This window comes from Acidobacteriota bacterium, from assembly GCA_003225175.1.
In the GTDB taxonomy this organism is placed as follows: domain Bacteria; phylum Acidobacteriota; class Terriglobia; order Terriglobales; family Acidobacteriaceae; genus Gp1-AA112.
On record QIBA01000039.1, the window covers coordinates 100916 to 126831 of the forward strand.

The 25916-nt window shown below is 55.8% G+C and carries 21 protein-coding genes, 1 other RNA gene and 1 pseudogene; 4 read left to right on the top strand and 19 right to left on the bottom strand.

The features are described 5' to 3' along the window. Positions 1-36 precede the first annotated feature (36 nt). Positions 37-585 carry a hypothetical protein gene (locus DMG62_09245; protein PYY23268.1) on the bottom strand — a complete coding sequence of 183 codons (549 nt, stop codon included), beginning with the start codon at positions 583-585 and terminating at the stop codon, positions 37-39. Between the two features lie 14 nt (positions 586-599). Here DMG62_09245 and DMG62_09250 point away from each other — a divergent pair, with 14 nt between their 5' ends. Further along, the gene (locus DMG62_09250) at positions 600-842 is read left to right on the top strand and encodes a hypothetical protein (GenBank protein PYY23269.1); all 243 of its coding nucleotides are present in this window, start codon (positions 600-602) and stop codon (positions 840-842) included. 513 nt (positions 843-1355) lie between these two features. Here DMG62_09250 and DMG62_09255 read toward each other — a convergent pair. The 7 genes and pseudogenes from DMG62_09255 to DMG62_09285 form a co-directional block, all read right to left on the bottom strand. Beyond that, a pseudogene (locus tag DMG62_09255) lies at positions 1356-1634 on the bottom strand (hypothetical protein). 82 nt (positions 1635-1716) lie between these two features. Next, positions 1717-2670: a short-chain dehydrogenase gene (locus DMG62_09260; GenBank protein ID PYY23270.1), complete on the bottom strand. Its 954-nt coding sequence runs from the start codon at positions 2668-2670 to the stop codon at positions 1717-1719. A 63-nt stretch (positions 2671-2733) separates the two neighbouring features. After that, on the bottom strand, positions 2734-3819 hold the full coding sequence (locus tag DMG62_09265) for a ketoacyl reductase (protein PYY23271.1): 1086 nt from the start codon (positions 3817-3819) through the stop codon (positions 2734-2736). A 23-nt stretch (positions 3820-3842) separates the two neighbouring features. Continuing rightward, a complete protein-coding gene (locus DMG62_09270) occupies positions 3843-6302 on the bottom strand; it encodes a glycoside hydrolase (GenBank protein ID PYY23339.1) in 2460 nt (819 codons plus the stop codon). Between the two features lie 104 nt (positions 6303-6406). Then, entirely contained in the window at positions 6407-7666 is a 1260-nt protein-coding gene (locus DMG62_09275; protein ID PYY23272.1) for an ABC transporter permease, read from the bottom strand. A gap of 2 nt (positions 7667-7668) precedes the next feature. Continuing rightward, the gene (locus DMG62_09280) at positions 7669-8901 is read right to left on the bottom strand and encodes an ABC transporter permease (GenBank protein ID PYY23273.1); all 1233 of its coding nucleotides are present in this window, start codon (positions 8899-8901) and stop codon (positions 7669-7671) included. Between the two features lie 351 nt (positions 8902-9252). Beyond that, entirely contained in the window at positions 9253-9576 is a 324-nt protein-coding gene (locus DMG62_09285; protein PYY23274.1) for a hypothetical protein, read from the bottom strand. A 244-nt stretch (positions 9577-9820) separates the two neighbouring features. Here DMG62_09285 and rnpB point away from each other — a divergent pair. After that, positions 9821-10210, top strand: an RNA gene (rnpB, locus tag DMG62_09290) — RNase P RNA component class A. 309 nt (positions 10211-10519) lie between these two features. On the opposite strand, the gene DMG62_09295 is transcribed toward rnpB, so the two are convergent. Next, the gene (locus DMG62_09295; protein PYY23275.1) at positions 10520-11203 is read right to left on the bottom strand and encodes a hypothetical protein; all 684 of its coding nucleotides are present in this window, start codon (positions 11201-11203) and stop codon (positions 10520-10522) included. Between the two features lie 343 nt (positions 11204-11546). Further along, entirely contained in the window at positions 11547-14012 is a 2466-nt protein-coding gene (locus DMG62_09300; protein PYY23276.1) for a hypothetical protein, read from the bottom strand. Positions 14013-14149: 137 nt separating this feature from the next. Here DMG62_09300 and DMG62_09305 point away from each other — a divergent pair, with 137 nt between their 5' ends. Further along, complete coding sequence (locus DMG62_09305) at positions 14150-17038, top strand: alpha-glucosidase (protein ID PYY23277.1); 2889 nt, start codon at positions 14150-14152, stop codon at positions 17036-17038. 3 nt (positions 17039-17041) lie between these two features. Here the strand turns inward: DMG62_09305 and DMG62_09310 are convergent, their stop codons facing one another. Continuing rightward, positions 17042-17509 carry a tRNA (N6-threonylcarbamoyladenosine(37)-N6)-methyltransferase TrmO gene (locus DMG62_09310; protein ID PYY23278.1) on the bottom strand — a complete coding sequence of 156 codons (468 nt, stop codon included), beginning with the start codon at positions 17507-17509 and terminating at the stop codon, positions 17042-17044. A gap of 68 nt (positions 17510-17577) precedes the next feature. Further along, positions 17578-17985, bottom strand: a complete 408-nt coding sequence (locus tag DMG62_09315) for a hypothetical protein (GenBank protein PYY23279.1) — start codon at positions 17983-17985, stop codon at positions 17578-17580. Between the two features lie 236 nt (positions 17986-18221). On the opposite strand from DMG62_09315, the gene DMG62_09320 reads away from it, so the two are divergent. Beyond that, positions 18222-18533 (top strand): hypothetical protein, encoded by a 312-nt coding sequence (locus DMG62_09320; protein PYY23280.1) that lies wholly within the window; start codon positions 18222-18224, stop codon positions 18531-18533. Here the strand turns inward: DMG62_09320 and DMG62_09325 are convergent, their stop codons facing one another. The 7 genes from DMG62_09325 to DMG62_09355 all read right to left on the bottom strand — a co-directional run bounded on the left by DMG62_09325 (position 18534) and on the right by DMG62_09355 (position 25885). After that, positions 18534-19697, bottom strand: a complete 1164-nt coding sequence (locus DMG62_09325) for a hypothetical protein (GenBank protein PYY23281.1) — start codon at positions 19695-19697, stop codon at positions 18534-18536. Positions 19698-19757: 60 nt separating this feature from the next. Next, the gene (locus DMG62_09330) at positions 19758-20675 is read right to left on the bottom strand and encodes a UDP-3-O-[3-hydroxymyristoyl] N-acetylglucosamine deacetylase (protein PYY23282.1); all 918 of its coding nucleotides are present in this window, start codon (positions 20673-20675) and stop codon (positions 19758-19760) included. Positions 20676-20782: 107 nt separating this feature from the next. Next, complete coding sequence (locus DMG62_09335; GenBank protein ID PYY23283.1) at positions 20783-21616, bottom strand: hypothetical protein; 834 nt, start codon at positions 21614-21616, stop codon at positions 20783-20785. A gap of 33 nt (positions 21617-21649) precedes the next feature. Continuing rightward, positions 21650-22447, bottom strand: a complete 798-nt coding sequence (locus DMG62_09340) for a short-chain dehydrogenase (protein PYY23284.1) — start codon at positions 22445-22447, stop codon at positions 21650-21652. A 2-nt stretch (positions 22448-22449) separates the two neighbouring features. After that, complete coding sequence (locus DMG62_09345) at positions 22450-22836, bottom strand: reactive intermediate/imine deaminase (GenBank protein PYY23340.1); 387 nt, start codon at positions 22834-22836, stop codon at positions 22450-22452. Positions 22837-22895: 59 nt separating this feature from the next. Continuing rightward, entirely contained in the window at positions 22896-23993 is a 1098-nt protein-coding gene (locus DMG62_09350) for a tRNA preQ1(34) S-adenosylmethionine ribosyltransferase-isomerase QueA (protein ID PYY23285.1), read from the bottom strand. 140 nt (positions 23994-24133) lie between these two features. Continuing rightward, positions 24134-25885 carry a pyruvate oxidase gene (locus DMG62_09355; GenBank protein PYY23286.1) on the bottom strand — a complete coding sequence of 584 codons (1752 nt, stop codon included), beginning with the start codon at positions 25883-25885 and terminating at the stop codon, positions 24134-24136. Positions 25886-25916: the final 31 nt, after the last annotated feature.

The following is a 25916-nucleotide window of genomic DNA, read 5'->3' on the forward strand; positions in this document are numbered from 1 at the left end:
GCTCGTAATTTCCAAAACCCCTGGCCGGTCGCACGATCAGAATTTGACGACCGGTGTGGCCCGATCTTCAGTTGTTTCGGTTTGGAAAAACTGACGTGGATGAAAACTGAACATCCCCGCGATGATGTTGCCGGGGAAAGTCGCGATTTTTGTATTTAGATCGCGCACGACTGCGTTGTAGTAACGGCGCGAATTCTGGATGGCGTCTTCGGTCTGGTTCAGTGACGATTGCAGTGAAGTGAATTGCTCGGACGCCTGAAGCTGCGGATAGTTCTCCGCAACCGCGAGCAGACCACGCAAAGCCTGGGTCAACTGGCCCTCGGCTTGAGCCTTCTCATCCACCGTTGTTGCCGACATAGCTGCAGACCGATAGCGAGCGATGTTCTCAAACGTGCCCTTCTCATGGGAAGCATATCCCTTGACGGTCTCTACCAGGTTGGGAATCAGATCATGCCGCCGCTTCAGTTGCACGTCGATGTCGCTCCACGCGCCATCCGCGCGCACTCGCAGTCCAGCCAGGCTGTTGTAAAGAACGATCAGAACGAAGACCACGAGAACGATGATCGCAATCAGAGCAATGCCCATTCATTTCCTCCGGGTTGCAGCTTTCAGAAGCTGGACACTTATTGATAAACGCATGCAGTTGGGCGGAAGTTATCACACGCGGGAAAGCTCCGGCAAATCAAATGATGGCAATGAATCCGATTGCCTATCGTTTCATCGGAGGAGTTGGGCCGGGTTCACGAACCGGAGCGGGAGGCTCAGTTTGCGGCTTGGCAGGAGGATCTTTGATGGGAACCGGAGGTGAGTCCGGAGGATCCGGTTCACCTCCATTTCCTTGAGTCCTGGCGCTAAGCAGCCTTGCGTCCATGCGACGATCCGCCGCGGCTTCGTCTCGATCTTGGCGAAGCGCCCGTTTTCTTTTGTGCTGCTCGCGAATTGCTCCTGGTGCTGCTTGAACGTTGACGGGATCTGGATGAATTCGAGAGAGAGCGACTTCTGCGTGAAGCCGAACTGCGCACGCCAGTGCTCCTGTTCCGAGATGTACTCCCGCGAGAGGTTCGAGTCCGAGTTTCGCTCGCTCCTCTTGGACGAGATGAATTTCGTTTTCGGCGAGACTTGCCGGCACGTGTTGATGCTGAACGCGAAGAAACCCGGCCAACACCTTCGCTCGCTCGTGACATAGTGGTTCGACGCGAAGAGCGCCCCTCTTCTCTATTTTGATTTCGAGCGCGTGTGCTGCCGCTGGTGCGTGATCGAAGGTTGGAACTACGCGATCCGCGACTGCCTGATCTTCCAGCCGTCGCTCGGGTAGTGTTGCGGTGCCCTCTGCCGCGTGGCTGCTCAGCAGTGTCGCGATTTACGATCTTGTTGAAGTTGCTGCGCTGGCCGTTCGCAGTGGTTTCCTGATATAGCAGTGCGAGACCGTGTTTATCGAACTTGTCGAACCACTCGTCCCAGGAGATCCCCTCTAATGAATCTTCCCCGCTGTAGCCAGGGAAATCGATGCGCAATATTCCTGGATCGTCCGGATTTCCCGTGCGTTTTACGTGCGCCGGTCGACCTCCACGCTGTTCGGCCCAGCGGCGAATCTCGTCATGATCGGTGGTCACTTGGCTTGTTGCAGATGGCATGAGCTCTCATCTCCTTTCACGTTCATTCCAATAGATGCGCGCACCATTTTCGTGCCGCCTGAGATTTGTGGGTTGCGCCAACTCACGCCGCAGTCGTTTCACCACCCATGATCGAGAGCACTTCTCCGGTAATGTAGCTGGAGCAGGATTCTGCAGCGAAGAATACATACGCCGGAGCCACTTCCTCCGGCTGTGCGGGACGGCCGAGCGGCGTGTCCTGGCCATGCTTGCCTGCTTCTTCCGCCGGCTTGTCGGCGATGTTCAGTGGAGTCCAAACTGGACCTGGCGCTACAGCATTCACGCGTATTCCCTTGTCGGCCAGGTTTTGTGCCAATGACTTGGAAAACGCATTGATCGCTCCTTTTGTCGCGGAGTAGTCGAGCAACTGCTTGTTGCCTTCAAGACCCGTTTCGGAACTGGTATTGACGATCGCACTGCCCCGCTTCATGTGCTGGATCGCTGCCTTAGCCATATAGAAGTAGCCGAAGATATTTGTGCGGAACGTCTTCTCCCACTGTTCTTCCGTGAGCTTCTCGAGTCCTTCCTGACGATGCTGGTAAGCGGCGTTATTTACGAGAATGTCGAGCTGCCCGAGCCGGCGAACCGTCTGCGAAACTGCACGACGGCAGAATCCGGCATCGCTGACATCTCCCGAAATCAGCAGGCATTCGCGTCCTTCATTCTCGACAGCTCGCTTGGTTTCTTCGGCGTCCTGCTGCTCCTCGGGGAGATACACGATCGCCAGATCCGCGCCTTCGCGTGCGTAGAGCACAGCTACAGCTCGGCCGATTCCCGAGTCGCCGCCAGTGATGAGAGCCACCTTGTCCTTGAGCTTCTGCGAACCCTTATAGAGAGGAGCTTCGTATCGAGGACGTGGTTTCATTTTGGTTTCGATCGCCGGACGCGGCTGATGCTGCGCTGGAAAAGGAGGCTTTGGCTCCTGTTGCTGACCTGAGCTGCGGGACGGAAACTGCATCAGGCTTCCTCTTCTTTTTTCGTTTTTCGTGCTGACTTTGCGGGGCGACTTGGTAGGCATAGGGATCTCGCTGGAGAGCAGAGATGCAGTGGGCTGCGTCTCTACATACGTGCTTTGGAGGGGCTATGCCGGTGTCTGGTTGTAGCGTCTCGCTGCCATTTGTCCGAGTGCGGTCAGCGCGGACTTGGTGACGGCATTCTCGCTGTCTTTGCCCTTACGTTTTTCGTCTGATTCGCCAGCACTCGGCAGAGTGCGGCTCACGAGTCCAAGGATCTCAGTTGTGAGTTCCGGAGCAATGCCGTGGAAGCGCGCCAGCAGCTCAGCCTGCCAGCTGATGATCAGCTCTGACCTGCCACTTGCCGTCGCATCAGCAATCTGTTTCGCTGCGCGACTCACGCTGATCGATGTCATTGGATTTGTTCCACTCAGGCTGAACCAGGTGAATTCCTGACTGTGCTTGCCTTTGAATTCCGCATTGATGTGTGAGCCCGTTCGCATGAGTCCGGGAACGACCGTCACAACTTTGATCCCGGTGTTTCCCAGTTCGGCTCGCAGCCCTTCGGAAAGGGCGACTGCGGCGAATTTCGAGCAGCTGTACGGGAGGAGGTGTGGAACGCTAACTTTGCCGCCGATCGAGGTGATGTTCACAATGCGAGCTTCAGGATGTCGACGCATTTCTGGGAGCACAGCCAATGTAGCGTAGACCTGACTCCAGAAATTCACCTTCATCGCCTCTTCAAAATCTTCGAGCGTCTGATTCTCGATTGGGCCAACCGCAATGATGCCGGCATTGTTTACCAGTACGTCGATTGTGCCAAAATGGTTTTGGACGTCCTGAACAGTGCTCTCGACTTGAGCACGGTCAGAGACATCGCAGACAAAAGTCATGACTGTTACGCCGGTTTCGCGCTCGATGCATTGCCGCGCTCTTACCAGTTCGTCCGAGTCGCGGGCACATATAGCGACCTTAGCTCCACGACGCGCGAACTCTTCCGCCATGGCCAGACCAAGCCCACGGGATCCGCCGGTGATGAAGACTACTTTGCCTGAGAGCGAGAAGCTGCGTCTGCTGCGCAGAAAAGCCGAGGCTGCTAGCCCTGCTGCCGCTGCGCCCAGCACAACGCCGCCCACTGTCACAACTGCGGCGCCAATCAGGAATTTCTTGCTGCGAGGAGAGAGGTGGAAATCCAGGCGGTCGAGCAGATCCATGGGTACCTCCGAGGTGTATGGAGTCAGCTGACGAGAGCCATTTGCGGTTCGGGAACATCCTTTACCGGTTCCACGCGAATTCGCAGTTCGCTCCCTAGTTTAAGGAAATCGTTGGACCACTCAGTCGAGACCGCCCCCGATTTCACCAACTCCGGATAGGTGCTTCTCGACATCTGGTAATAGAGATTTTCAACCTTCCAGAGATTTACTGCAAACGGCAGGTCTTTCAGGAGCTCACGCAGTGAGAGAATTTTGCGCAGAAGACCTAAATTTTGCGGATGCCGGAAGAAGTGCAGCATCAGAGCGTTCAATTTACGCTCCATCAGATAGGCAAGCCCCGCCGAGTCCAACGGAACGCGCTCTTCTTTGGCTTCGTTCAGCAATTTGTGAGCTTCGCGCAGGTCGAGAAATTCCTTACGAAACTCTCGACGCAGCGCAGCATTGAGAACAAATTCCGCCGCTAGCGCCAGAGGCTTTGGCCGGGGGAAATTTGTGCCTGACAGAAAACGCATCAACGGCGCATGGTGCTCGTAGATGGTTCGCAAGCTCGCTTCCGTCTCCTGCATAGTGGATTCCAGAATGTGATCGACAATGCGCCGCTGCTCGTCTCGGAACAACGACTTGAGCGAGTAGATCGCACCGCCAAAGCGCTGATCGAGCACTCGAAGAACCGCTGGAACATCGGCCCGCGAGAACACCTCGTTCAATTCCTGCACCGTTTGGTCGTAGGAATCTCCCTCGGCGCCTTTCCGTACGCCGGCACTGAGCGTGTGATCTCCCATGTGCAGGACAGCGAAAGTGAATCGATCGCATTCCTGCGTAATACGCGAACAAACTCCCGCTTGGCCTAATGCAAGCTGCATCTTGCCGGAGACGAGAGTCCGGTAATCGCTCGGCTCAATCGTGTAGCAGTACTTCGAAGCGCCAGCTTCAAAGAGTGAACTTATGGCATAGTGTGCCGCCACCTGCTCAAGTCCAACCGCCGAAGGAATGATCCACTTCCTGTAGATCTCCGCTCCATTCTGATGTTCAGGAAGGTTGCTCTTTGCCTGCTCGAGGCGCTCAAGCAAGCCCTGCTCAACAGAGTTGCCCTCTTCACCGGCGAGCTTCTTCATCAGCTGGATGACACGCCCGGCATAGGCAATCACTTGAACGGTCTCGATGCCCGAGAGTTCGTCAAAGAACCAGCCGCAGCTCGTGTACATGAGCATGGCGTGTCGTTCCATCTCGAGAAGCTCGAGTGCCGTGACACGTTCTTCGCCTGAAACCTGATGGGAGGCATTTTGGGCAAGGAAGCGGTCCACGCTCTCAGACGAGCGATCCAGAATCACCGATATGTATTCATTGCGCGCTTTCCACACGTCTGCGAAGAATATTGCAGCTCGCTGCTCGTAGAACGGCAGCGCCGTGTCGCGGAGCCAATCGAGCGCATTGCGCAATGGCGTGCGCCATTCCTGGTTCCACCCATTGCTAGCTCCGGAATTGCAGCCGCAGTTCTCGCGCCAGCGTGCGACGCCGTGCGAGCAACTCCAGGAACTGTTCTCGATGATCTGCGCTTCATGCTGAGGTGGATGTTTCTCCAGGTACTCGCCGTAGTTCGTGAGCTTGGCGATTCCCTTTTCTTCGATGTACTGGAGCGCATAAGCAAGGGCCATGTCTCCGTGTGCGTGATGATGTCCGTAACTTTCGCCATCGGTGGCGATATGCATCAGCTGTGGCCAGTCGCGGGCGTCGGAAAAGCCTCCGGCCAGGCGATGCGCGAATTGCTCGCCGCTGTTGAGCAGCTTCTCGAATGCCACTGCCTGCGAAATGGGTGCGTCGTAGAAAAATACGGTGATGCTGCGCCCGTCGCGCAGGCGCACGATGTACGGACGACTGGGATCGATCTTCGCTCCACTCGCATCACGGTAGGCGCGGGAGCCAATCCGGCGGAAACGCCAAGCCTGATACGGCGACAAAATCGTAAATTTGATCCCAAGCTGGGCCATTAGGTCGAGCGACTGCAGATCCACGGCGGTCTCGGGCAGCCACATACCTTCCGGCTTTCGCTGAAAACGAGATTCAAAGTCACGCATTCCCCAGTAGATCTGCGTGTAGCGATCATGGTTATTCGCTAACGGCAGAATCATGTGGTTATACGCTTGAGCAATGGCAGAGCCATGCCCTGAGAATCGCTCCTGACTCATCCGATCAGCGTCAAGGATCGAACGGTAGACCTCTGGCTCTTGCTCCTCGAGCCAAGACAAGAGCGTTGGACCAAAATTGAAGCTGACACGCGCATAGTTGTTGGTGATTTTAGAAATGCAGCCCTGATCGTCGAGGATGCGTGCGGCCGCATTCGGCGCATAGCACTCGTTGGTGATCCGCTGGTTCCAATCGTGGAAGGGATAAGCGGAGTCCTGCACCTCCACAGTCTCGAGCCAGGGATTCTCGCGGGGCGGCTGATAGAAATGAGCGTGAATACAGATGTAGCGTTCCATGATGACGAAGTGGGAAGGCGGCAAAGCCAGAGAACCGCGTGATTAGATGCAGGAAGAGCAGGCCGCTGCTGGCCTAAGGAACAATCTTTTCGTCACGCAGCAGCCGGTTATTCATATCGCAGAGCTTCGATTGGGTCCAGATTCGCGGCCTTCCACGCAGGGTAGATCCCAAACAGCAGCCCAATCGAGCATGAGACGCTGAACGCCGCGACGGTCCAATATACCGACATCGTTGCCGGAAGCGCCTGGAAAGCAGCACGGATGCCCCAGGTGATCATCCCGCCGATGACGATACCAATCACACCGCCCAAGGCACACAAGGTTATGGCCTCCAGCGTGAACTGGAAGAGGATGTTCCGTTTTGTGGCTCCAATAGCCTTTCGCACACCAATCTCACGCGTCCGTTCGGTAACAGAGACCAGCATAATGTTCATCACGCCCACGCCGCCGACAATCAAACCGACGCTGGATACAGCAAACATGAATACAAAGATGCCGCCGGTTAGTTGTGCCCAGAGATCAGACAGCGCGTCTGGCGTGAAGATCGCAAAATTATCCGGCTGATTGAACTTCACGTGCCGACGCCGGCGCAGAACCTCGCGAATTTCGTCTTTAACGGCGTCGACGGTAGCGTGGGAATCGGCCTTAACGCTCACCCAATGATCTTTCAGTTCCGGATGAATCTTCTTAAAGGTTTGCAGTGGGAAATACACGATATTGTCGTCGGGATTCTTGCCTCCGCCAACGCCAGACTTCCGCTTATCAGCAACGGCGATCACTGAAAACAACTCGCCTTCGATATTGATTTCCTTCCCGAGCGGGGACTCTGCTCCAAACAGCTCTTCAGCCGTGTCGTACCCGACCGCGATCACATCCGCGCGACGCTGATCTTCTTCCTCAGTGAAGAAACGGCCTTCTCTGAGAGCGATGTCGTAGACGTCCTTGATCGAAGCGGTGTCGCCTTCAAGGATCACGTTGCTTGCCTTACGGCCCTTGTACTTGACCGAGTACGTACCGGAACCGAACTGCGGCATGAACATCCGGATACCGGCCCCAACAGAGTTCACGTGTGGGAGATCGCGCAACGCAAGTGCATCTTCGAGTGCCAGCTCCTTGCGGGTGAGAAGCTCTGTGGAAGGACGCCCAAACTGAAAGACATCGAAACGATAGACCCAGACTACGTTCGATCCCATCTCCGCGACCTGCTCTTGAATTCGGGAATTCAGGCCGCGAACCACCGAAGAGATGGCAATCACTGTCATCACGCCGATGACAATTCCAAGCACAGTGAGCCCGGAGCGCAGCTTATTCTTGGCAATGGTGTCCATCGCCATGTTGATCGTCTCAAGATGGTCTTTCTTCAGCATGCTTAGAGCTCCGACCTCAGCGCCACAATGGGATCCAGCATTGCTGCCTTTCTCGCCGGATAGACCCCAAAGAAAACGCCCACGCTGGCAGACACCACTAAAGCTGCTGCAACCGCCCAAAGGGCAATCGAGGAAGGCATGCCAATCAGCAGCGTGACTGTCTTGGCAATGAATATCCCGCCCACAGTGCCAATCACGCCGCCCACCAACGCCATGGTCCCAGACTCGATGAGGAACTGGCTGAGCACATCCCGTCGCTTCGCGCCAAGCGCTTTGCGGATGCCGATCTCGCGTGTCCGCTCCGTCACCGAGACCAGCATGATATTCATGATCACGATGCCGCCCACGATCAACGAAATCGAAGCGATGGCAACCGTCACCATAAAGAAGTTCTCACTAATGCTCGCCCACAAGCTAATGAATGTTTCATTCGTGTCAATCACGAAGCTGTCTGGCGCACTTGGAGCATCGTGACGCCGGGTTCGCAGGATCACGCGTACCTGGTCCATCGCATTCGTCATGGGAACGCCAACGTCGAAGCCCTTGCCCCAGATCCGAATGCTGTTGTTGTGAGCTCCGTATTTGCGAACATAAGTGGTGATGGGCATCATTACCCAATTGTCGCGACTCTGCCCGAGCGTCTTCCCTTCTTTCTTGGCTACTCCGATGATCGTGTATGTATCACCGTCAACGCGAATCTCTTTGCCGACAGGATCAGTCGCACCGACGAGGTTTTCCATAATGTCGTTTCCGATAATGACCACCTGCGTGGCAGAGCGTTCGTCGGCGTCTGTAATGCTGCGACCATTCACCACATCGAGGTCATAGATCCGACCCATGCTCGGAGTCCAGCCGCGCACCTGAGTATCGGCGCTTGACGTTTGAGCGAACTTCACCACTCCAGTGAGTTTGGCGAGCGAGGCCCCGACAACTTTGCAGTTCGTACATTGGTCGCGAACGGCCTCATAATCATCGAGCTGGAAGTTCTTACGCCTCTGCCCGGCCATCCAGTCCTCGATGTTGGTGATGACGTTCTTCTGCTTATTAACGATGAACACGTCAGCGCCAAGATTGAATACTTTCTCAGCAACGTAGCCGTTGATGCCGTTCACGAAAGTCATAACGGCAATTACCGAAGACACGCCAATCACGACTCCAAGCAGCGTAAGGACAGAGCGGAGCTTGTTTGCCCAAAGAGATTGCAGGGCAATGCGCATGGCTTCAGTAATGTTCATCGGATCGAGGCCGGGTAGCTCGTCTAAGTGTACGGGAATGAGTAGGTAATTGTTTCAGAGAACGCAGTGTTCTACGGCGGTGAATTCAGGCGGGGCACGAGAGTCAAATTCACTGCTAACAGGGAATTTAACAGTGAATTTTTTTGAGTTTCATCGAATTCCGCCGAAAACCTGCAAAATTCGTAAAGGGAACAGTGAAGAACAGCGAATTAGCAGTGAATTTGCTAACGCCCGTTGCAGCGTCCCTGGATGTCGGCTACCTGATGCTGATCTTACTCGGCTGCCTGATGCTGATCCTATGACGAAAAGGGCGGCCTGCAGCCGCCCTCTTTCCTTATTTCTTTGCTGATCTTAAGCTGCCTTGCCGGCCACGATTCTGTGGGAAGTTGAGGTATCCACGTCGTAGGTTTCCACTTGGGGTTCGGTGTCCAGCTGGTTGCGGATCAGGCTGGTAATGTTCTGGAACTGCTGGCTGTGATACTGCTGCGCATCCTCCCGCGTCTTCCAGAAGCTGATCGCCAACACCCGGTTGGGATCGTTGGTCGAGACGAGGGTGAACTCATCCACAAATCCATTCTGGTTTTTCAGGATGGGGAGGGCTTTGTCCCGAATGGTATTGCAAACTTCCCGGGCTTTGCCGCTTTTGGTTGTTACTTGAACGACTCTGGTGAACATCCTAGCGCTCCTTTCGTGGTTGGGGGTTGAAAGGGACTTACGAGTGCAGAACGCACTCCGAAACGAAGCTTCTAAGTGCCACCCAAGCTACGCCCACTCGGAGGCACGGGTCAACGACCGAAAACGATGCAGACTGACGGCCAATAGCTGCCGGGTAAATAGTGGATGTCCTGAGTTGCCGGATTGTTAGTCTCCTGCACCCAGCGGCTATCGCCGCCAGTTCCGATTATAATGGTTAAAGAGGCAAGTGGACCGGATGGTCGCCCCGGCTTGCCGGGGAGGAAAGTCCGAACTCCGCAGAGCAGTGTGCCGGATAACGTCCGGGATTCCAGCGTCAAGGCTGGAAGACGGCCAGTGCCACAGAAAACATACCGCCCCGGCCTGCCGGGGTAAGGGTGAAAAGGTGCGGTAAGAGCGCACCGCCTGCGCAGCAATGTGCAGGGCATGGTAAACCCCACACGGAGCAAGACCAAATAGGGAGGGAGCCCCCGGCTTGCCGGGGACACGCACCGGCTCGGCGCGTTACAACCTCCGGGTAGGTCGCACGAGCCTGGCAGCAATGTCAGGCCCAGAGGAATGACCGTCACTCCGTGCAAGCGGAGTACAGAATTCGGCTTACAGGTCCACTTACTTTCACTCTGCTACTGTTCAATTTGCTGACTGCGCAGCACGGGCCGCATCACGCTCCCAACCATGAAATTTGACAACCAACCATTCGAATAGCACACTCGCGCCCCAATCTCAAAAGACGACTCTGGGACAAGCAGGAATCCGATTTCCTGCACACTTCGGGGGCACTCGTATGCTCAGCACGATCAAGCGCGTCTATGTAATGTGGGCCATTTCAGTACTGCTGCTCTCGTCTTCCGGAGGCGCCTTCGCTCAGGTAACGCGACGAGGCGATGGACATCCTTTTGCCCATCGCCTCTCTTTAAGTTGACGTTTATCTGGTGGCTATGGTTTGAGCGCGAGCGACTGTGTTGAGAAAGCCTCTTGCTTCGGGCGGTGGCGGCACCTGGCCTGCCAGCAGCTGCTGGCTGGTCATGTCCTGGCCGTAAAGAGCCTTCGTCGCATCCTTGTCTTGACGGATCGCTGATCCGTTGAGCGAGATTCCGGCGAACGCGCCCTTGCTGCGCGAGTAGGTCAGGATTGGAGCTTTCAGCTTCCAATCAGTTCCGGCTGCAGCGTCCCGGCCTACTGGACCGGCAGCTGCAGATGCTTCTCCGCCGACCTGGAACTTGTCGGAAAGCAGCGCCTGCATACCCTTTTCATTCATGACCAGCATGACCAGGTCCACACCTTCGGCGCCTAGCTGTAATCCAAAACTTCCACCCGAGATGGTGAAGAACGAGGGCGCACTCCAGCCTTGCGTGTTCTTGCAGGTGGCCACGCCCTTGCCATGCTGGCCGCCGATGCCAAATCCAGCTTTCACCATGTGCGGAACGATCGCAACGCACTGCGCGCTGTTGAGTACATTTTCGGGAATTCCTTTATCGGGAGCCGCAGTAATTTCCTGCAGAACGGTAGCAGCATTGTCCAGCCGCTTCTGCACGTCAGATTTGTCTTCTGCGGCCGCAGCAAAGCCGGACAAACTTACGGTTAACAGAAGCGAAAGCAGCTTCTTCATAGAACTTCCTCCTTTTGAATTCGCAAGTTGAATCGTGGAACGTCTGAGAACAACAGATTGTCCGCGGTTGGTTGCTGAAGATAAGGAGGCCGGTAAAGATGCGGGAGGTTGCTCCACTAATCTCAGAGTTGCTCAACCTGCAGCATGCATCAGAGCAGCTTCGCGCGATCCAGAGCCTCTGATGCGTGCAGCTCCCACAAAGGACACAGTTGCTGGATGGGAAAGACGAGAGAGTGATGCCACTCCCTGAGCAGCTGAGTGCGGCATCGGGTCGAAGAATCAGGCTCTAATCAGGCTCTAATCAGGCTCTAATACGGTGAATGATTGTAGCGGGATAAGAAAGTTACTCGCATCGCAGCGCAATCAGCGGATCGAGAGTCGAGGCGCGTCGAGCTGGGACGTAGCAGGCCAGAAGCGCGACTGCGATCAACAGAAGGAGTACTGCCGCAAACGTTAGGGGATCGGTGGCGCTGGTACCGAAGAGCATTGTCTTTATCAAACGTGTAAGAGCCAGAGCAGCGACAAATCCCACACCGACGCCGAGCAGCACTGCTCTCATTCCCTGGCTGATCACCAGTCGCAGCACATCTCCTCGATTCGCGCCTAATGCCATGCGGAGTCCCATCTCCTGTGTACGTTGCGCGGCCGAACAGGTGACCACGCCGTAGATTCCGATGGCTGTCAGCAATAGAGCGAGCAGGGCGAAAGTTCCAGTGAACTGAGCTGTGAGGCGCGACTGGCTCAAGCGTCCGGAGGAGGCGATGACTTCTTTCATGCTGGCTACAGCGGCGAGCGGCTGATCGGGATCGAGTTGGACGATCTTCTTTCGTGCGGCGCTGAGCATCATCGCCGGATCACCCTGACCGCGGACTATGACTCTCATCGTGGAGCTTGGACTCTGCTCGAGCGGCTGATACATCTCCACTGGTGCGGAAGCTCCAACTCCGAATGACTTTACGTCTGCTACGAGGCCGACGATTTCCATCGGTATCTTCTCGCGAGTGCCGGTGATGTGCAGTCCGATTGGGTCGCGTCCGGAGAAGTGACGACTTGCTGTGGTTTCGTTGATGATCACTACTGGATTGCTGCCGGCGACATCATGGTCATCGAAGAAGCGGCCGCGAAGCAGCGGAATGTGCATGGTCTTGAAATAGTCGGGAGTGATGATTTGCGTCGAGATAAATGGATCTTTGCCAAGTCCCTGGCATACGGCGCCTTCTGGACAGAAGTAGATGAAGAGTCCGCCGGGCGAGACCGGAAGATGTTGCACCGCAGCGATCGACTGAACGCCGGGAATCGTCTTCATTTCTTCGATCAGGCGTCGAAAGAATTCCGACCTCTGCGCCGGTTGCGGATAGCGCGTCTCAGAAAGCTTCAGAGAGAACGTAGTGATGTTGTCCGCATCGAAGCCGGGATTCACGCCGGTTAACTTCGCGAAACTCTTGATCAGCACTCCGGCGCCGATTACGAGCAATGCTGCAACCGCAACCTCCGCCATCACGAGCAGCGCCTGCGAACGACCACCGCGTCGACTTTGCGTTGAACTGCCTCGTGCTTCATTGAGCGTTTCATTCACGTTCTGCCGTGAGCTCGTGACCGACGGTAACAGCCCAAATCCAATGCCGGTGACGAGGCAAAGAACGGCTGTGAACGCGAGCACCGGAAGGTTCAGGCCGATAGCGTTTGTGTGAGGCAACACTGAGTCGGGGAGTACATCGAGTAAGCGCACTCCGACGTATGCCAGCAAAATGCCAAGCGCGCCACCCATCAGCGAGAGCACGACACTTTCAGTAAGGAGCTGCCGGATCAGCCGAATGCGGGAAGCTCCGATCGCGGTGCGAATCGCAACTTCTCGCCGGCGTGCGGTGGCGCGGGCGAGAAGCAGACTGGCAACATTTGCGCAGCCGATGAGCAGCACGACTCCGACTGCCGCAAGCAGAACAAGCAAAGGTTTCCGCACGTCTCCAACGATCGCTTCCTTGGCGGATTCAACCGCAAGCTCGAATTTCAGAGCGTCGGCAAAGCCAGGAAAATCGCGTTTATATGCTGCATTAATCGAGGCTAACTCAGACTCTACCTGATTGATCGAAACACCACGCTTCATCCGCGCAACCGTGGAGACGAATGAGGCTCCGGTTCGCACGCGTACCGGACCCATCAGAGAATGCTTGAAGACACGCGGAAGCCACACGCCGGGCTCCTCAGTTTGCAAAAAAGGAAAACGGAAATTTGGCGGGAGGACTCCGACCACGATCACATTGCGTCCATCGAGAGGAATCGGCTGCCCGATAGCATCGCGACTCGCGCCGAGGTGCCGGTGCCAGAAGGCGTCGGTCACGACGGCCACATCGCCTCCGCCTTCTTCGTCCTCCTGCGGCAGAAACCCGCGGCCGATCGCAGGTTCAACTCCTAGCACTTCGAAGAGATTGCGCGTGGTGTGTGCGGCGTTAACCTGCTCCGGCGTGCCATGCATCGCGAGGCTGAGAGGCAGTGGATAGTATCCGGCGGTGCCTTCGAGCAGCTGCGACTGGGACTGGATTCTTTGCAGCTTGGTGTAGGAGATGACGAAGTTGCGGGATTTCGTGGATACATCCTGCAATGCGATGGCGACAAGCCGGTCGGAATCCGGATAGGGGAGCGGGCGCAGAAGTACAGCGTCGATTACTGAGAACAACGCAGTGTTAGCGCCGATTCCGAGGGCGAGGGTCAGGACCGCAACGACGGTGAATCCTGCATTCTTTCGCAGAACGCGAATTCCGAAGCGAATATCTTGCCAAAGAGTTTCCATGCACCAGTTGGACGTAAGCATTCTATGTGGCGTGAGCAGGCCGGTGAGTCGAACCTACCACCTACTTGTGGCACAGTTGCCCTAGCCTGTGGCTCTGCCCAAAGCGAACAGGCGAAATCACTCGCGCGATAGGTTAGAATTCGCTCTTTACAAGAGTCATGACTCAATTTTCGTTTTTCCCCGCTCTCAGCCTTCGACTTACTTTCAAGGCATGCGCAGTCGCCTGTCTTATCTTCGGCTCTTTTGTTATCGCGCCTGCGCAAACAGCTGCGCCGTCCGCAGCAGGGAAGCAACATGCTGCGTCTCTACCGCGCAGCATTGCTGCACGCTCCGCGAATCCTGGCCGTTATGATCCGGTTGCTGATCCGAAAGCTGTCGTTCGCATTGGAAGTGTGCGGTTCACTGTCCTAACACCGCAGTTAATTCGCATGGAGTGGACGGCTGACGGCAAGTTCGAGGATCATGCGTCTTTTGTATTCCTGAATCGGCACTTACCGGCGCCGAAGTTCACAGTCTCCAGTGCAGATGGCGGGAACCGGCACATCATCAAGACTGACGCACTGTCGCTCTCCTACACCGTCGCTCAGGACAGCAGCGGCAAGTTCAGCGCTGACAATCTTCGCGTCGACTTCATGCTGAACGGCAAACAGATGAGCTGGCGTCCCGGCATGGAGGATAAGGGTAATCTGATGGGAACGACGCGCACGCTCGATGGCGCGCTTGGTGGGAAGACACGCGAACCCATCGATCCGGGATTGATCTCGCGCGATGGCTGGGTTCTCGTGGATGATTCTTCACGCCCTCTCTTCGATTCCGCCGACTTCAGCTTCACGCAAGGCGAACACAGTCCCTGGCCGTGGGTGATGCAGCGGCCGGCGGGCGATCGCCAAGACTGGTACTTTTTCGGATACGGGCACGACTACAAGCAGGCGCTCAGCGACTTCACGAAGGTTGCGGGACAGATTCCCTTGCCTCCGCGATTCGCATTCGGCACATGGTGGTCGCGTTACTGGGCGTACAGCGATCAGGAGTTCGAAGACCTGGTTCGCGGATTCCACGACAACGATGTTCCACTCGACGTGCTGGTCATCGACATGGACTGGCACCTAACCTTTCATCAGAATTGGTTCAGTTCTGAGAACGATCAATCCGGGCATCGGCTCGGCTGGTCAGGATATAGCTGGAACAAGCTTCTCTTCCCCGATCCTGACGCTTTCCTGAGGAAGATTCGATCCGAAGGACTGAAGACCACTCTGAATCTGCATCCGGCCTCCGGCGTACAGCCGTGGGAAGATGCTTACGCAGAGATGGCGAGGCGGATGGGCATTGATCCGGCGACGAAGAAGTACGTGCCCTTCGACATCACCAACAAAAAATTTGCGGCCAATTACATGGACCTCCTGCACCATCCACTGGAAAAGCGCGGCATCGATTTCTGGTGGCTCGATTGGCAGCAGGAGGCGAACACGAAAACGGCGGGCGTGAATCCGACGTGGTGGCTGAACTACGTTCACTTCAGCGATCAGGCGCGCGAGGGCAAGCGTCCACTGCTATTCCACCGCTGGGGCGGGCTTGGCAATCACCGCTATCAGATTGGATTCTCGGGCGACACGATCTCAGTTTGGGACTCTCTCGCCTTTCAGCCGTGGTTCACCGCCACGGCAGCGAACGTCGGCTATGCGTACTGGAGTCACGACATTGGCGGCCATATGCCGGGCGCGGTCGATCCGGAGCTGTACACACGCTGGATCCAATTCGGCACCTTCAGTCCTATCCTGCGCACGCACACAACCAAGAATCCCGATTCGGAACGACGTATCTGGGCTTATCCCGAACCTTACGCGGACATCATGCGTGATCAGTTTCACTTTCGTTACGCGCTTGTTCCCTACATCTACACCGAAGCCCGTCGCACCTACGACACCGGCATCGCTTTCCTGCGTCCTCTTTATTACGACTGGCCGGAAGCCGAGCAGGCCTATACGGCGAAGAACGAATACGTGTTTGGCGATAACATGATCGTGGCGCCCGTAACCTCTCCCATCGAGAAGGCAAGCGGTTTGGCGACCGAACAGATCTGGCTTCCGTCGGGAGAGTGGATCGAATGGGATACGGGCCGGCATTTTAGCGGCCCCGCCCAACTCACGCGCAGGTTCTCCATTCGCGAGACTCCCGTGTATGTACGCGCCGGAGCCATTGTGCCCATGGCTCCAAAGATGCGCTATACGAACGAGAAGCCGGTGGATCCACTCATTCTGACGGTATTTCCTCTCTCATCGGGACAGAAGTCCTTCTACACGCTTTATGAGGACTCTGGCAAAGGTCGTGAGTACCAGACTGGGAAAGCGGCATGGACGGACATTCGAGCCACAGAATCGAACGGGCAGCTGACCATCGCCATCGCGCCTCCGAGAAAGAGCTTTGCTGGAATGCCGGCGCGAAGAGCGTACGAGCTGCGCCTGCCGGGCGATTGGCCGCCGCAAACGGTAACCGTAAATGGCCGGCCTCTTGCTCTGATTGCAGAAGAGAACAAAGCAGGTTGGCGCTACGACGGCAACACGCTCACCACGATTCTGCGCACTCCTCAGCTGGCGGTCTCCGATGTTGTGACTATTCGCGTGAGTAGAAACACTGAGTTGATGGCACGACGAGGAGAGCTGGACGGCTTCGCCGGAGCCATGACTCGTTTGCGCGAGACTTACGATTCCCTGAATGAAAACTGGCCGCTGGGCTGGTCTCCTGACGAGTTGATCGATGGCATGCAGAGTGGCGACCGTCTCACCTACCATCCCGAGACTGCGGCCAGGGAACTCTCGCATTATCACGACGTTCTTCCCCAGGCACAGAATCAAGTACAGGCCATGACCAAAGGCCTTACGCAGGAGCAGATGGAAAAGGTCGCGGCACGCGTAGGACAGGACTGGAGATCAGACGTGGTGAAGAAAAAGATGGGCGAATATAACGAGCGCGTCGGCCGCGCCGCGAACGAGATCAATGATATCAACGCGCAATCGAGATCTCAGGCTACAGCGAGTGCGGCGCAATAAAATTCAAAAATAGGTGCTCATCAATTCCTTCGCCCATCGCGGCTGGCGAACATTCTTGCTCTCTGGAAGAAATTCCGCCATCACTGGCTTGATGTCGAGCACCGGCGAGCCGTTGAAGGCATCCAGACCATGCACGTGAAGGGAGAGTCCTTCGACAGATACGATCTCGCAGATCGTGGCGCCGATACGGTTGGGACGCTTACGGCCGCGTTGAGCGAAGATGCCCACTTTGGGCCAACTTGGATTTTCTCGCGGATGTCTGGCCTTGGTTTCTTCCTCCGATTCGGGAAGCTGATCGAATTGAAACAAGATTTCCACGTGTGAGAACTCATGCAATCCATTCAGAGCCACAGGTTCAAAGCGGGTCTCATCGAGACGAATTTCGGCAACGATCTCGCCCCAGCGCTCGTCACGTTGATTCCGGATTTCAGAAATTACATTGCCGATCGGCTCAATCTGGATCGTTTTCATGCTGTCATTATCGCCCGGCGGGAGCGGCCGAGACTGAGAATGCTGCGTCTCTGTTAGCTTCCGAAGTCCTACACCGCCGGACGATCCTTCACCAGCGATTGAAGATCCCGAGATTTTTCATACGCAGTGCGGATTAAGCTCTCCGCGTCGGCTGGCAGATTGAGGTTCTTTGTCACCAGAACCTGAAGGCTGGTGTGGAGTACAACCGCCCTCGCCTCGTACTCCTGATGAAAGTGTCTGAGAACTTCCATCAGCTTGCGCACGTTGCGCTCGCGATCATTGTTTCGCCATAGAAGCCATCCAATAAAGAGTCCGAAGAAGATAAACAGGAAGCGGTACAGCATCATGCCAGGATGGAGCGCCACTTCGGCCAGAAATCCCTGGCCTTCGGACTTAGCGTCCATCACGGTGTCCAGCAGGAGCGCTATCAAACCGAAAACTGCGCCATACACAATTTCTCTGTAGGTGCTGAGCATCGGGCTTCACTCCAATGAGAATGCTCAAGGTACAGGATGCTCCAGCGTGTGTCCAACCACGCTGAATTGAAACAAGGGACCCTTTATGGCGGGGAAGCCCAGTGGCTAAAGCCAGAAGTGTGCCTGGCTTGTGCCGGCACAGCTAACAATTCCATGCCCTCTCAAAGCAGCTTGCATAGAGTTCTGGGTTGATCGAATGCTGTAACCTGTTGGCAAGCTGCAGGAGAGCTTGAGCTGTGATTAATCCTTTCGCCCCAGGCAACGTGGTCGTCGTCACGTTGAACATGCCACGCGAGAAGTTTTGGGGCACGTTGCTTGCGCTTACTCCTGCCGGCGCCAGCCTGCGTGGAATTGATCTGAATTCCCTTGACGACTTTGCCCGACAAGTCCGGGACGGCGATCAGGTAGACGCGAATATCGTGTTCTTCCCGATGCACCGTATCGAGCGCATCGAAAGCGATGACCGCAATGGCGAGATCCCTTCTCTCCAAGAACGTTTCCAGAACAAAGCGGGACGCACGTTCAAGTCGCTCTCCGGCTCGGAGTAGCTACATTCTTCCTGCGGCGGCTGCCGCGACTGCCGGCTTGGCTTTTGGCTTTGGTCGCAGCTTGCTTCGCGCTGGTTCTTCGATGAATCGGTAAATGAGTATCGAGATCGCGAGCACGATCGCGAGGCACTCTGCCAGACCTAGAAAATTGGCGTTGCGGACCTCTCCTTTTTGAGTGCGGAAGAAACTGAAAAGGACAGTAACGTGAATCAGGTACATGCTGTAACTGGCGTCCCCGAAGAGAATGAGGAGTCGATTCTCGAGAATAGAGCTCCAGCGCGAGCCCAGGGCTACGCCATAGATGATGGCTGCAAAGGCCGGCGAGAGCAGCGCGGTATGAATGATTGCGTATGGAATCTTGGTCGAAAAAACCGCGACAACAACCATTGCAATCGCGCCGATCGCGATCAATGGCAGTGCAACCACCCCTTTATTGCGTTCTGTCCGAAGAAAAACAAACCCGGCAGCCATGCCCATAAGAAATTCAGGCAGGCGCGCGACGGGGAAGAACTTCACGGCATTCATCCATGACGTGTAGACCTGCGAATCGGGATTCACAATCCCGTCCGGCCGGAGTACGGCGTAGCTGGTCGAGATCAGATTGCTTGCAACCCAACAGGCAACCATAATCCCGAACAGTTGTTTGACCGACAGACGGCTGTAGCGAAGAAGCAGAAACGGGAATACCAGATAGAAAAACGCCTCCACGGAAAGACTCCAGCCCACCGCATTCCACGACAGCGCCGCCGGAGGTACCCAGGACTGCAGCAGCAGAATCTCAAGCGCAGCTGCCACTTTGGTGTGTGCCGCCTGAAATGCCATGAACGGTAGCTGAATCAGGTTGTAGTGCTGAACCGCGAAGATGAAGAAAGGAGTCGTTAAGAGAAGTGCAACGGCGTATGCCGGATATACCCGCGCAAACCGAGCGCGCCAAAAATCACGCGCGCTGATCGGCTTTCCGGCATAGGTGTAGACCAGGATGAACCCGGAGAGGACAAAGAAAAAGCTCACACCGACATAGCCAATCGACGCAAGCCGCTGATACCAAATCGGTCCAAAGACTGCCGCGATCGCCTGCACGTGGAACATGTAGACGTGAAGAGCAGCGAAAAAGCGCAAAGAAGTAAGCGCCGGCAGACGCGGACGACGAACTTCGATAGTCATTTGAATGAAACCGGGCTGAAGAGTTCAGAGAATTCTATTACGATTTACTGCTCAGCGCGACTAGCTTCGTGCAAAAGCGGGAGCAGCCTCTTCTGCTTCCTTCAAACTTCTGCTCGTCTCTTCATAAGAAACGTGCGCCTCATCCCACAAAGAATGATCTCGCAGCAGGCGCGATACAAGTGCAGTGTGCATTGCGTGTCCGGCGCGGTTGGCCACAACCTTACCGAGGATGCGATGACCGAGGAGAGCCAGGTCTCCGATCAGGTCGAGGATTTTGTGGCGAACAAACTCATCCGGAAAGCGCAGTGGACCGTTTTTCACTCCGGCGTCGGTTAGAACAATCGCGTTTGCTTCTGATGCTCCACGAATCAGGCCCATATTGCGCAATGCGCCCTCATCGCGAAGAAATCCAAATGTGCGCGCAGGAGCGATTTGCGATTCGTAGGCGTCTCCCGTGAGATCGAGATCGAACGTCTGCAGCCCGATGGGTCGAGGAAAATCGATGGTGTAGGAAATCGAGTAGTGGTCCGCAGGATAGACCGCGAGAAACTTATCGCCTTCGACGATCTCGACGGGCCTTGTGATACGCCAGTAAACCCGCTGTCTTCGCTGGCGCTTGATGCCCACGCGGTGAATGGCATCAAGAAATGGCTTGGCGCTGCCGTCGAGGATCGGCAGTTCGAGTTGATCCAGCTCAATGATTGCGTTGTCGATGCCGGTGCCCATTAGCGCCGACAACGCGTGCTCCGTGGTTGAAATGAGTACGCCGCGCTTCATCAAGCTGGTGGCGTAACTCACTTTGGCTACATTACGGCCAACGGCTTCGATGGAAAAGCCCTCAAGGTCCACGCGGCGGAAACAAATGCCGGTGCCCACGGGTGCGGGCAGGACGCGCATCTTCACTGCCGCGCCGCTGTGCAGGCCGACGCCACTAAAGCTGATCGGCTCTCGGATTGTTTGCTCTTGAACCAACTGCAGTCCGTAAGATGCTGGTAACTAAAAGCATAACTCGCATCCTTCAAGACAGACTGTGGCAAATAGGAGACAGTGGCTGGCCGTTTTGACGCAGCCATGTACCTTCGGGACTATTTCTTTTTGGCCTCGAAGGCAGTCGGGGGAACAAAGAGGTTGTCGGAAAGTCCCTGGTTATACACGACTTTCGTCAGAAAACGCTGCGACACCATTTCGTCATTCTTCATGCGCGTAATCACGAAGGGAGTCTGGATTCCCTGCACCAGCCGATATTCGGAATAAATATCGGAGTAAGTATCCTTCTCTTTATACGTTGGATCCCGCACGGTGAAGCTCTTGCGAATTGGCAGGTATTTGAAGGAGTCGATGCTGAATGTCGCCTGCTGGTTCTTCGCGTTCGCAATGGTCACGGTCTCGACTTGATGATTGTCGGTGAAGCCGGCTCCGCCGTAGAAGAAGGTCGTGCCTGGCGCATCCAGCCAAGTGCGCAGCACTTTTTCCATTGAGTACTGATCGCGAAGCTGGAAGTCGCGATGGATATCGTCGTCCTCGGGCTTGGTGCCGTGAAACGTTGTCTCCGTGCCACGATCCCCGTTGTGAATGACGATCCAGTCGCGCTGCTTGGTGAGCTCGATCCGTTCCTTATCGGGAAACTTGTAGAATCGCCAGAACGGCGCCGTTCCACCGGTGGGCTGGCCGTGGTAGAAGCTGTTCGTGCGGCCGTCCTGCTCGACGTCGGTGTAGTGGAGATAGGCATCTCCGCCCAGAGCCTGAACCATTTTGGAAACAAGCTCTTTGGCCTTAATCTCGCCGGAGTCGGCAGAGGCGGCTTTTGTTGCAGTTTGAGAAGCGGTATCAGGAGCCGGAGTCGACCGGCAGCCAGAGGTTTGCGCTGAGCTCGCCAGGCTGGCGAGGCAAAGACAGAGTAGAAGAAATCTCATAACCACGGAATTATGTTACCAAGCCACGAAAAATAGGCCTCATCCCACGAGAACAGCCCCACCGTTGACATTCAGGATCTCCCCCGTAATAAAGCCTGCGTGGTCAGTGCATAGGAAAAGGATTGGAGCAGCGATCTCCTCCGGCTTACCGACCCTGCCGAGGGGAATCGTCGCGAATACTCTGTCTCGCGTCTTAGGATTTTCCAGCGCCGGGGCTGCCATGTCCGTTGCTACCCACCCGGGAGCGACGCAGTTCACATAGATTTCATCGCGAGCAAGCTCCGTACTGAGCCCTTTGACCATGCTAATGACTGCGCCTTTGCTGGCGGCGTAATCGCAGTGAAAGGCTTCGCCACGTTGTCCCGCAGTGGAACTGATGATCACGATGCGGCCTGCTGCCTGCCCTGGCCCTCGCCGCTGGCTTTTCATCTGTGCCACGCCATGCTTGATCAGACCAAAAACGCTGTCCAGGTTCACGGCAATTGTCCGCCGCCATTGATCATCAGGCATCTCATCAACAGGCGCGTCGTCAGGAGGCCAGATGCCGTGGTTTGCGACCAGGCAATCCAAGCGTCCAAGATTTCCAACGACCACTTTGATAAGTTGTTCAGCATCGCCTGGCGATGATAGGTCCGACTGAATCGCGCAGACATTCGTTCCGCACTCGGCAATCACTCGATCAGCCGCATCTTTTGCCTTCTTGTAATTGAAGGCAACTTTTGCGCCCGCGGCGCAGAACATCTTCACCGTAGCCGCGCCGATGCCTCGCGAGCCGCCAGTAATCAGCGCGACCTTACCAGCGACTGAAAGCTGTACTCCATTTTGGAAATTGGACATGATCAGAGAAAGGCAATTATTTCGATCTCGACAAGCGCGTCCTTGGGCAGACGCGACACTTCCACGGTCGACCGCGCAGGAGCGACTTTGCCGTCTCCGGAAACATAACGGCCGTAAATCTCATTCATCTTCGCGAAATCACCCATGTCTTTGAGGAAAACTGTGGACTTGATTATCTTGTCGAAACTCGTGCCCGATGCCTCGAGCACCGCCGCAATGTTCTTCATCACGCGTTCGGTCTGTTCGACGATGCCGCCCGCGACGATGCCGCCAGTAGCCGGGTCGAGCGCAACTTGCCCTGAAGCAAACAGTAACCCGCCGCTCTTGACAGCTTGTGAGTAGGGACCAATGGCCTGCGGAGCGCCCTGCGTTCTTACCTGTTCTTTCATAGCGAACCAGATTACAACACGAAGTCGGGGTTCGGCGGTCGGCTTCAGGATCGTCGCTTTCATTCGATCAGCATGCAATCACCGTAAGAAAAAAATCGGTAGCGCGTGTCGATCGCATGCGCATACGCCTTCAGCACATGATCTCGTCCGGCAAACGCTGAAACCAGCATCAGCAGCGAGGATCTTGGCAGATGGTAATTAGTAAGCAGTGCGCCGACTACGCGAAACTCAAATCCAGCGTAAAGAAAGATGTTGGTTTCAGTCTTGCCGGACACGATCCTTCCGCTGCCCTGCTGCGCGGAATGTTCCAGAGCGCGGACGACGGTCGTACCCACAGCAACGATCCGGCGATGATCAGAGATCGCCTGATTGAGGATGTTGGCAGTGGCGGCGCTAATCTCGTAGTTCTCAAAGTGTAGAGTGTTCTTCTCTACAACTTCTTCGCGCAGCGGCTGAAAAGTGCCGAGGCCGACATGCAGGGTGAGCTCGACGATTTCAACCTGTTTGGCTCTGATCTCGTCAAGAATCTGCGGCGTGAAATGCAGCCCGGCAGTAGGAGCAGCCGCCGATCCTCGATCGCGGGCGAAGACGGTCTGGTAGCGCTCGCGATCGGACGATTCATCTTCGCGGTTGATGTATGGTGGCAGAGGTATGTGACCGAGGCGTTCAAGTTTCTCGAAGAATGCCGGTTGCGAATGGAAGCGCAGTCGACGCTCACCATAATCTCCTCGGCCAACAATCTCAGCTTCAAGCAGAGGAGCTCCCGCTTCATCTTCCCCGAAATGCAGTTTCTCCCCGACTCCGAGCTTTCGCCCCGGGCGAACCAGCCCCTCCCACTCGCTATTGCCGAGCTGCCGCGTCAAAAGAACTTCCACGCGTCCTTTCAGGAATTCGCGAGAAGCTGGGTTCCGTGGGCTGAGCGGCTGCGCACGTTCACCGGAGCGATGTCCGAAAAGCCGGGCGGGAAAAACTCGGCTGTTGTTGAGTACCAGGACATCGCCGGCGTGCAGATGCTCGGGGAAATTCCGGAATTGATCATCTCTAAATGCCCCGGTGCACCTGTTCAGCATGAGCATTCGCGAAGCCGCCCGATCCGCGAGCGGCTCCTGTGCGATGAGTTCTTCAGGAAGATGAAAATCGAAGTCGGAGACGAGCACGTTTCGTCGATTCTAATTCCAGGAGAAAGGGCATTTCACCACAGAGACGCATTTTTGAGGCTTCTCGCACTACACTTCAGTAAATGAGATTGCCGCTTTTTTCCTGCTCCGTCTCTCTGTATCTCCGTGGCTAACCGGTTTCAAACCAGCTCTCTGACTCGGTCCTCCACGATGTTCTCCCATGCGATCTTGCCTCGGTTGGGTTCACCTCGCAGGAGCGACTGCGCAAATTTCGTAGCCTGCTCCGCTTTGACTTTGCCTGGCATCGGCGCCGTCAGTGGATCCACGACTGCTTCAATCAGGACGGGTCCATCGACTTTGAGGGCTTCGTTCAGGATTGACCCGCACTGTTTTGGGTCCTCGATGGTGAACCCATCGGCGCCGCACGCGCGCGCGAATGCAGCAAAGTCAATCGGATGCAGCTCGACTCCGTATTCGGGATTGCCCAGGAACACCATTTGCTCCCACTTAATCTGCCCGAGCACATTGTTCTTAATCACCACCACCCGGATAGGAAGCTGGTACTTCACTGCAGTCACCAAATCGGCCATTAGCATCGAAAACCCACCATCTCCGACGAATGCAAATACTGGGCGATCGGGATGTGCAGCAGCCGCTGCAATTGCATAGGGCAAGCCACAGGCCATGGTCGCCAGATTCCCGGAACAGGAATGCATCTGACCTCGCTTCGCTGGAATATGCCGAGCCCACCAGGTAGTAATTGTGCCGCTGTCGCTGGTGACGATGGCATTGGAAGGCAGTCGCTTCCCTAATTCATAGGCAATCACCTGCGGACGCATTGGTTTATCGCTAGTCGTCGCCTGCTCCTGCATCCGCTTATTCCACTCCCGCATTCCCTTCTGCGCCTTCTGCAGGAAACTGCGATCCGACTTGCGTTTGAGCAGCTTGTTCAGCTCGGCCAAGCAACGTGAGCTGTCTCCGATGAGTCCGACATCGATTGGATACCGCAAGCCGATCCGCTTCGGATCCAAATCGATCTGGATGGCTTTCGCCTCTCCCGGTTTGGGATAAAACTCGATGTAGGGGAAAGATGTGCCGACGATTAGCAGCGTCTCGCAGCTCTCCATCGCCTCTTGCGAGGGGCGTGTACCCAGAAGCCCGATACCGCCGGTTGTGTAAGGACTATCGTCGGGAACGCAGGCTTTTCCTAACAATGCCTTCACGATCGGCGCACCCAGCAGCTCCGCGGCTTCCTCGAGTTCATCTGTGGCCTGAAGTGCGCCTTGGCCTGCAAGGATCACGACCTTCTTGCCTTTATTCAGAATGTCAGCCGCCCGGCGCAGATCGGCTTCGCTGGGAAGACGTGCGCTACGCGCAAAAATGTCAGCGGAATGTTGCGGCACGTTTCGTTTCGAGCGTTCGTCATGTTTTATGTCTTGGATATCTGCGGGAATCGTGATGTGTGAGACTCCGCGATAGGCAAGCGCGGTGCGGCAAGCAATATCGACTGTGTTCTCCACATGCGCCGGTCCCATGATGCGATTGTTGTAGACACACGCATCGATGAAGAGTTTATCGAGCTCCACGTCCTGCTGTGTATGTGTGTTGATCAGATCGTGATAGGCCATGCCGGTGATCGCGAGCACCGGCTGCCCATCCAGCTTAGCGTCGTACAAACCGTTCAGCAGATGAATGCCGCCTGGACCTGACGTCGCTAGACACACTCCCAACCTGCCAGTGAACTTCGCATAGCCGCACGCCATAAACGCAGCAGATTCCTCATGCCGAACCTGAATAAAGCGGATGCGCTCCTGCCGCTGCCGTAACGCTTCCATGATTCCGTTAATGCCGTCGCCAGGCAGTCCAAAAATCGTGTCCACACCCCACTCGATTAGCCGATCCACGAGGATCTGTGCTGCAGTCTTTGCCATGAAAGTTCTCCTCGTTCAGTGAGATGCAGCG

What these genes read in the sequence shown, in the direction of transcription:
- DMG62_09245 (PYY23268.1), bottom strand. Translation starts at nt 585, where the DNA reads ATGGGCATTGCTCTGATTGCGATCATCGTTCTCGTGGTCTTCGTTCTG.
- DMG62_09260 (PYY23270.1), bottom strand. Translation starts at nt 2,670, where the DNA reads ATGCCTACCAAGTCGCCCCGCAAAGTCAGCACGAAAAACGAAAAAAGA.
- DMG62_09265 (PYY23271.1), bottom strand. Translation starts at nt 3,819, where the DNA reads ATGGATCTGCTCGACCGCCTGGATTTCCACCTCTCTCCTCGCAGCAAG.
- DMG62_09275 (PYY23272.1), bottom strand. Translation starts at nt 7,666, where the DNA reads ATGCTGAAGAAAGACCATCTTGAGACGATCAACATGGCGATGGACACC.
- DMG62_09280 (PYY23273.1), bottom strand. Translation starts at nt 8,901, where the DNA reads ATGAACATTACTGAAGCCATGCGCATTGCCCTGCAATCTCTTTGGGCA.
- DMG62_09285 (PYY23274.1), bottom strand. Translation starts at nt 9,576, where the DNA reads ATGTTCACCAGAGTCGTTCAAGTAACAACCAAAAGCGGCAAAGCCCGG.
- DMG62_09295 (PYY23275.1), bottom strand. Translation starts at nt 11,203, where the DNA reads ATGAAGAAGCTGCTTTCGCTTCTGTTAACCGTAAGTTTGTCCGGCTTT.
- DMG62_09300 (PYY23276.1), bottom strand. Translation starts at nt 14,012, where the DNA reads ATGCTTACGTCCAACTGGTGCATGGAAACTCTTTGGCAAGATATTCGC.
- DMG62_09305 (PYY23277.1), top strand. Translation starts at nt 14,150, where the DNA reads ATGACTCAATTTTCGTTTTTCCCCGCTCTCAGCCTTCGACTTACTTTC.
- DMG62_09310 (PYY23278.1), bottom strand. Translation starts at nt 17,509, where the DNA reads ATGAAAACGATCCAGATTGAGCCGATCGGCAATGTAATTTCTGAAATC.
- DMG62_09315 (PYY23279.1), bottom strand. Translation starts at nt 17,985, where the DNA reads ATGCTCAGCACCTACAGAGAAATTGTGTATGGCGCAGTTTTCGGTTTG.
- DMG62_09325 (PYY23281.1), bottom strand. Translation starts at nt 19,697, where the DNA reads ATGACTATCGAAGTTCGTCGTCCGCGTCTGCCGGCGCTTACTTCTTTG.
- DMG62_09340 (PYY23284.1), bottom strand. Translation starts at nt 22,447, where the DNA reads ATGTCCAATTTCCAAAATGGAGTACAGCTTTCAGTCGCTGGTAAGGTC.
- DMG62_09345 (PYY23340.1), bottom strand. Translation starts at nt 22,836, where the DNA reads ATGAAAGAACAGGTAAGAACGCAGGGCGCTCCGCAGGCCATTGGTCCC.
- DMG62_09355 (PYY23286.1), bottom strand. Translation starts at nt 25,885, where the DNA reads ATGGCAAAGACTGCAGCACAGATCCTCGTGGATCGGCTAATCGAGTGG.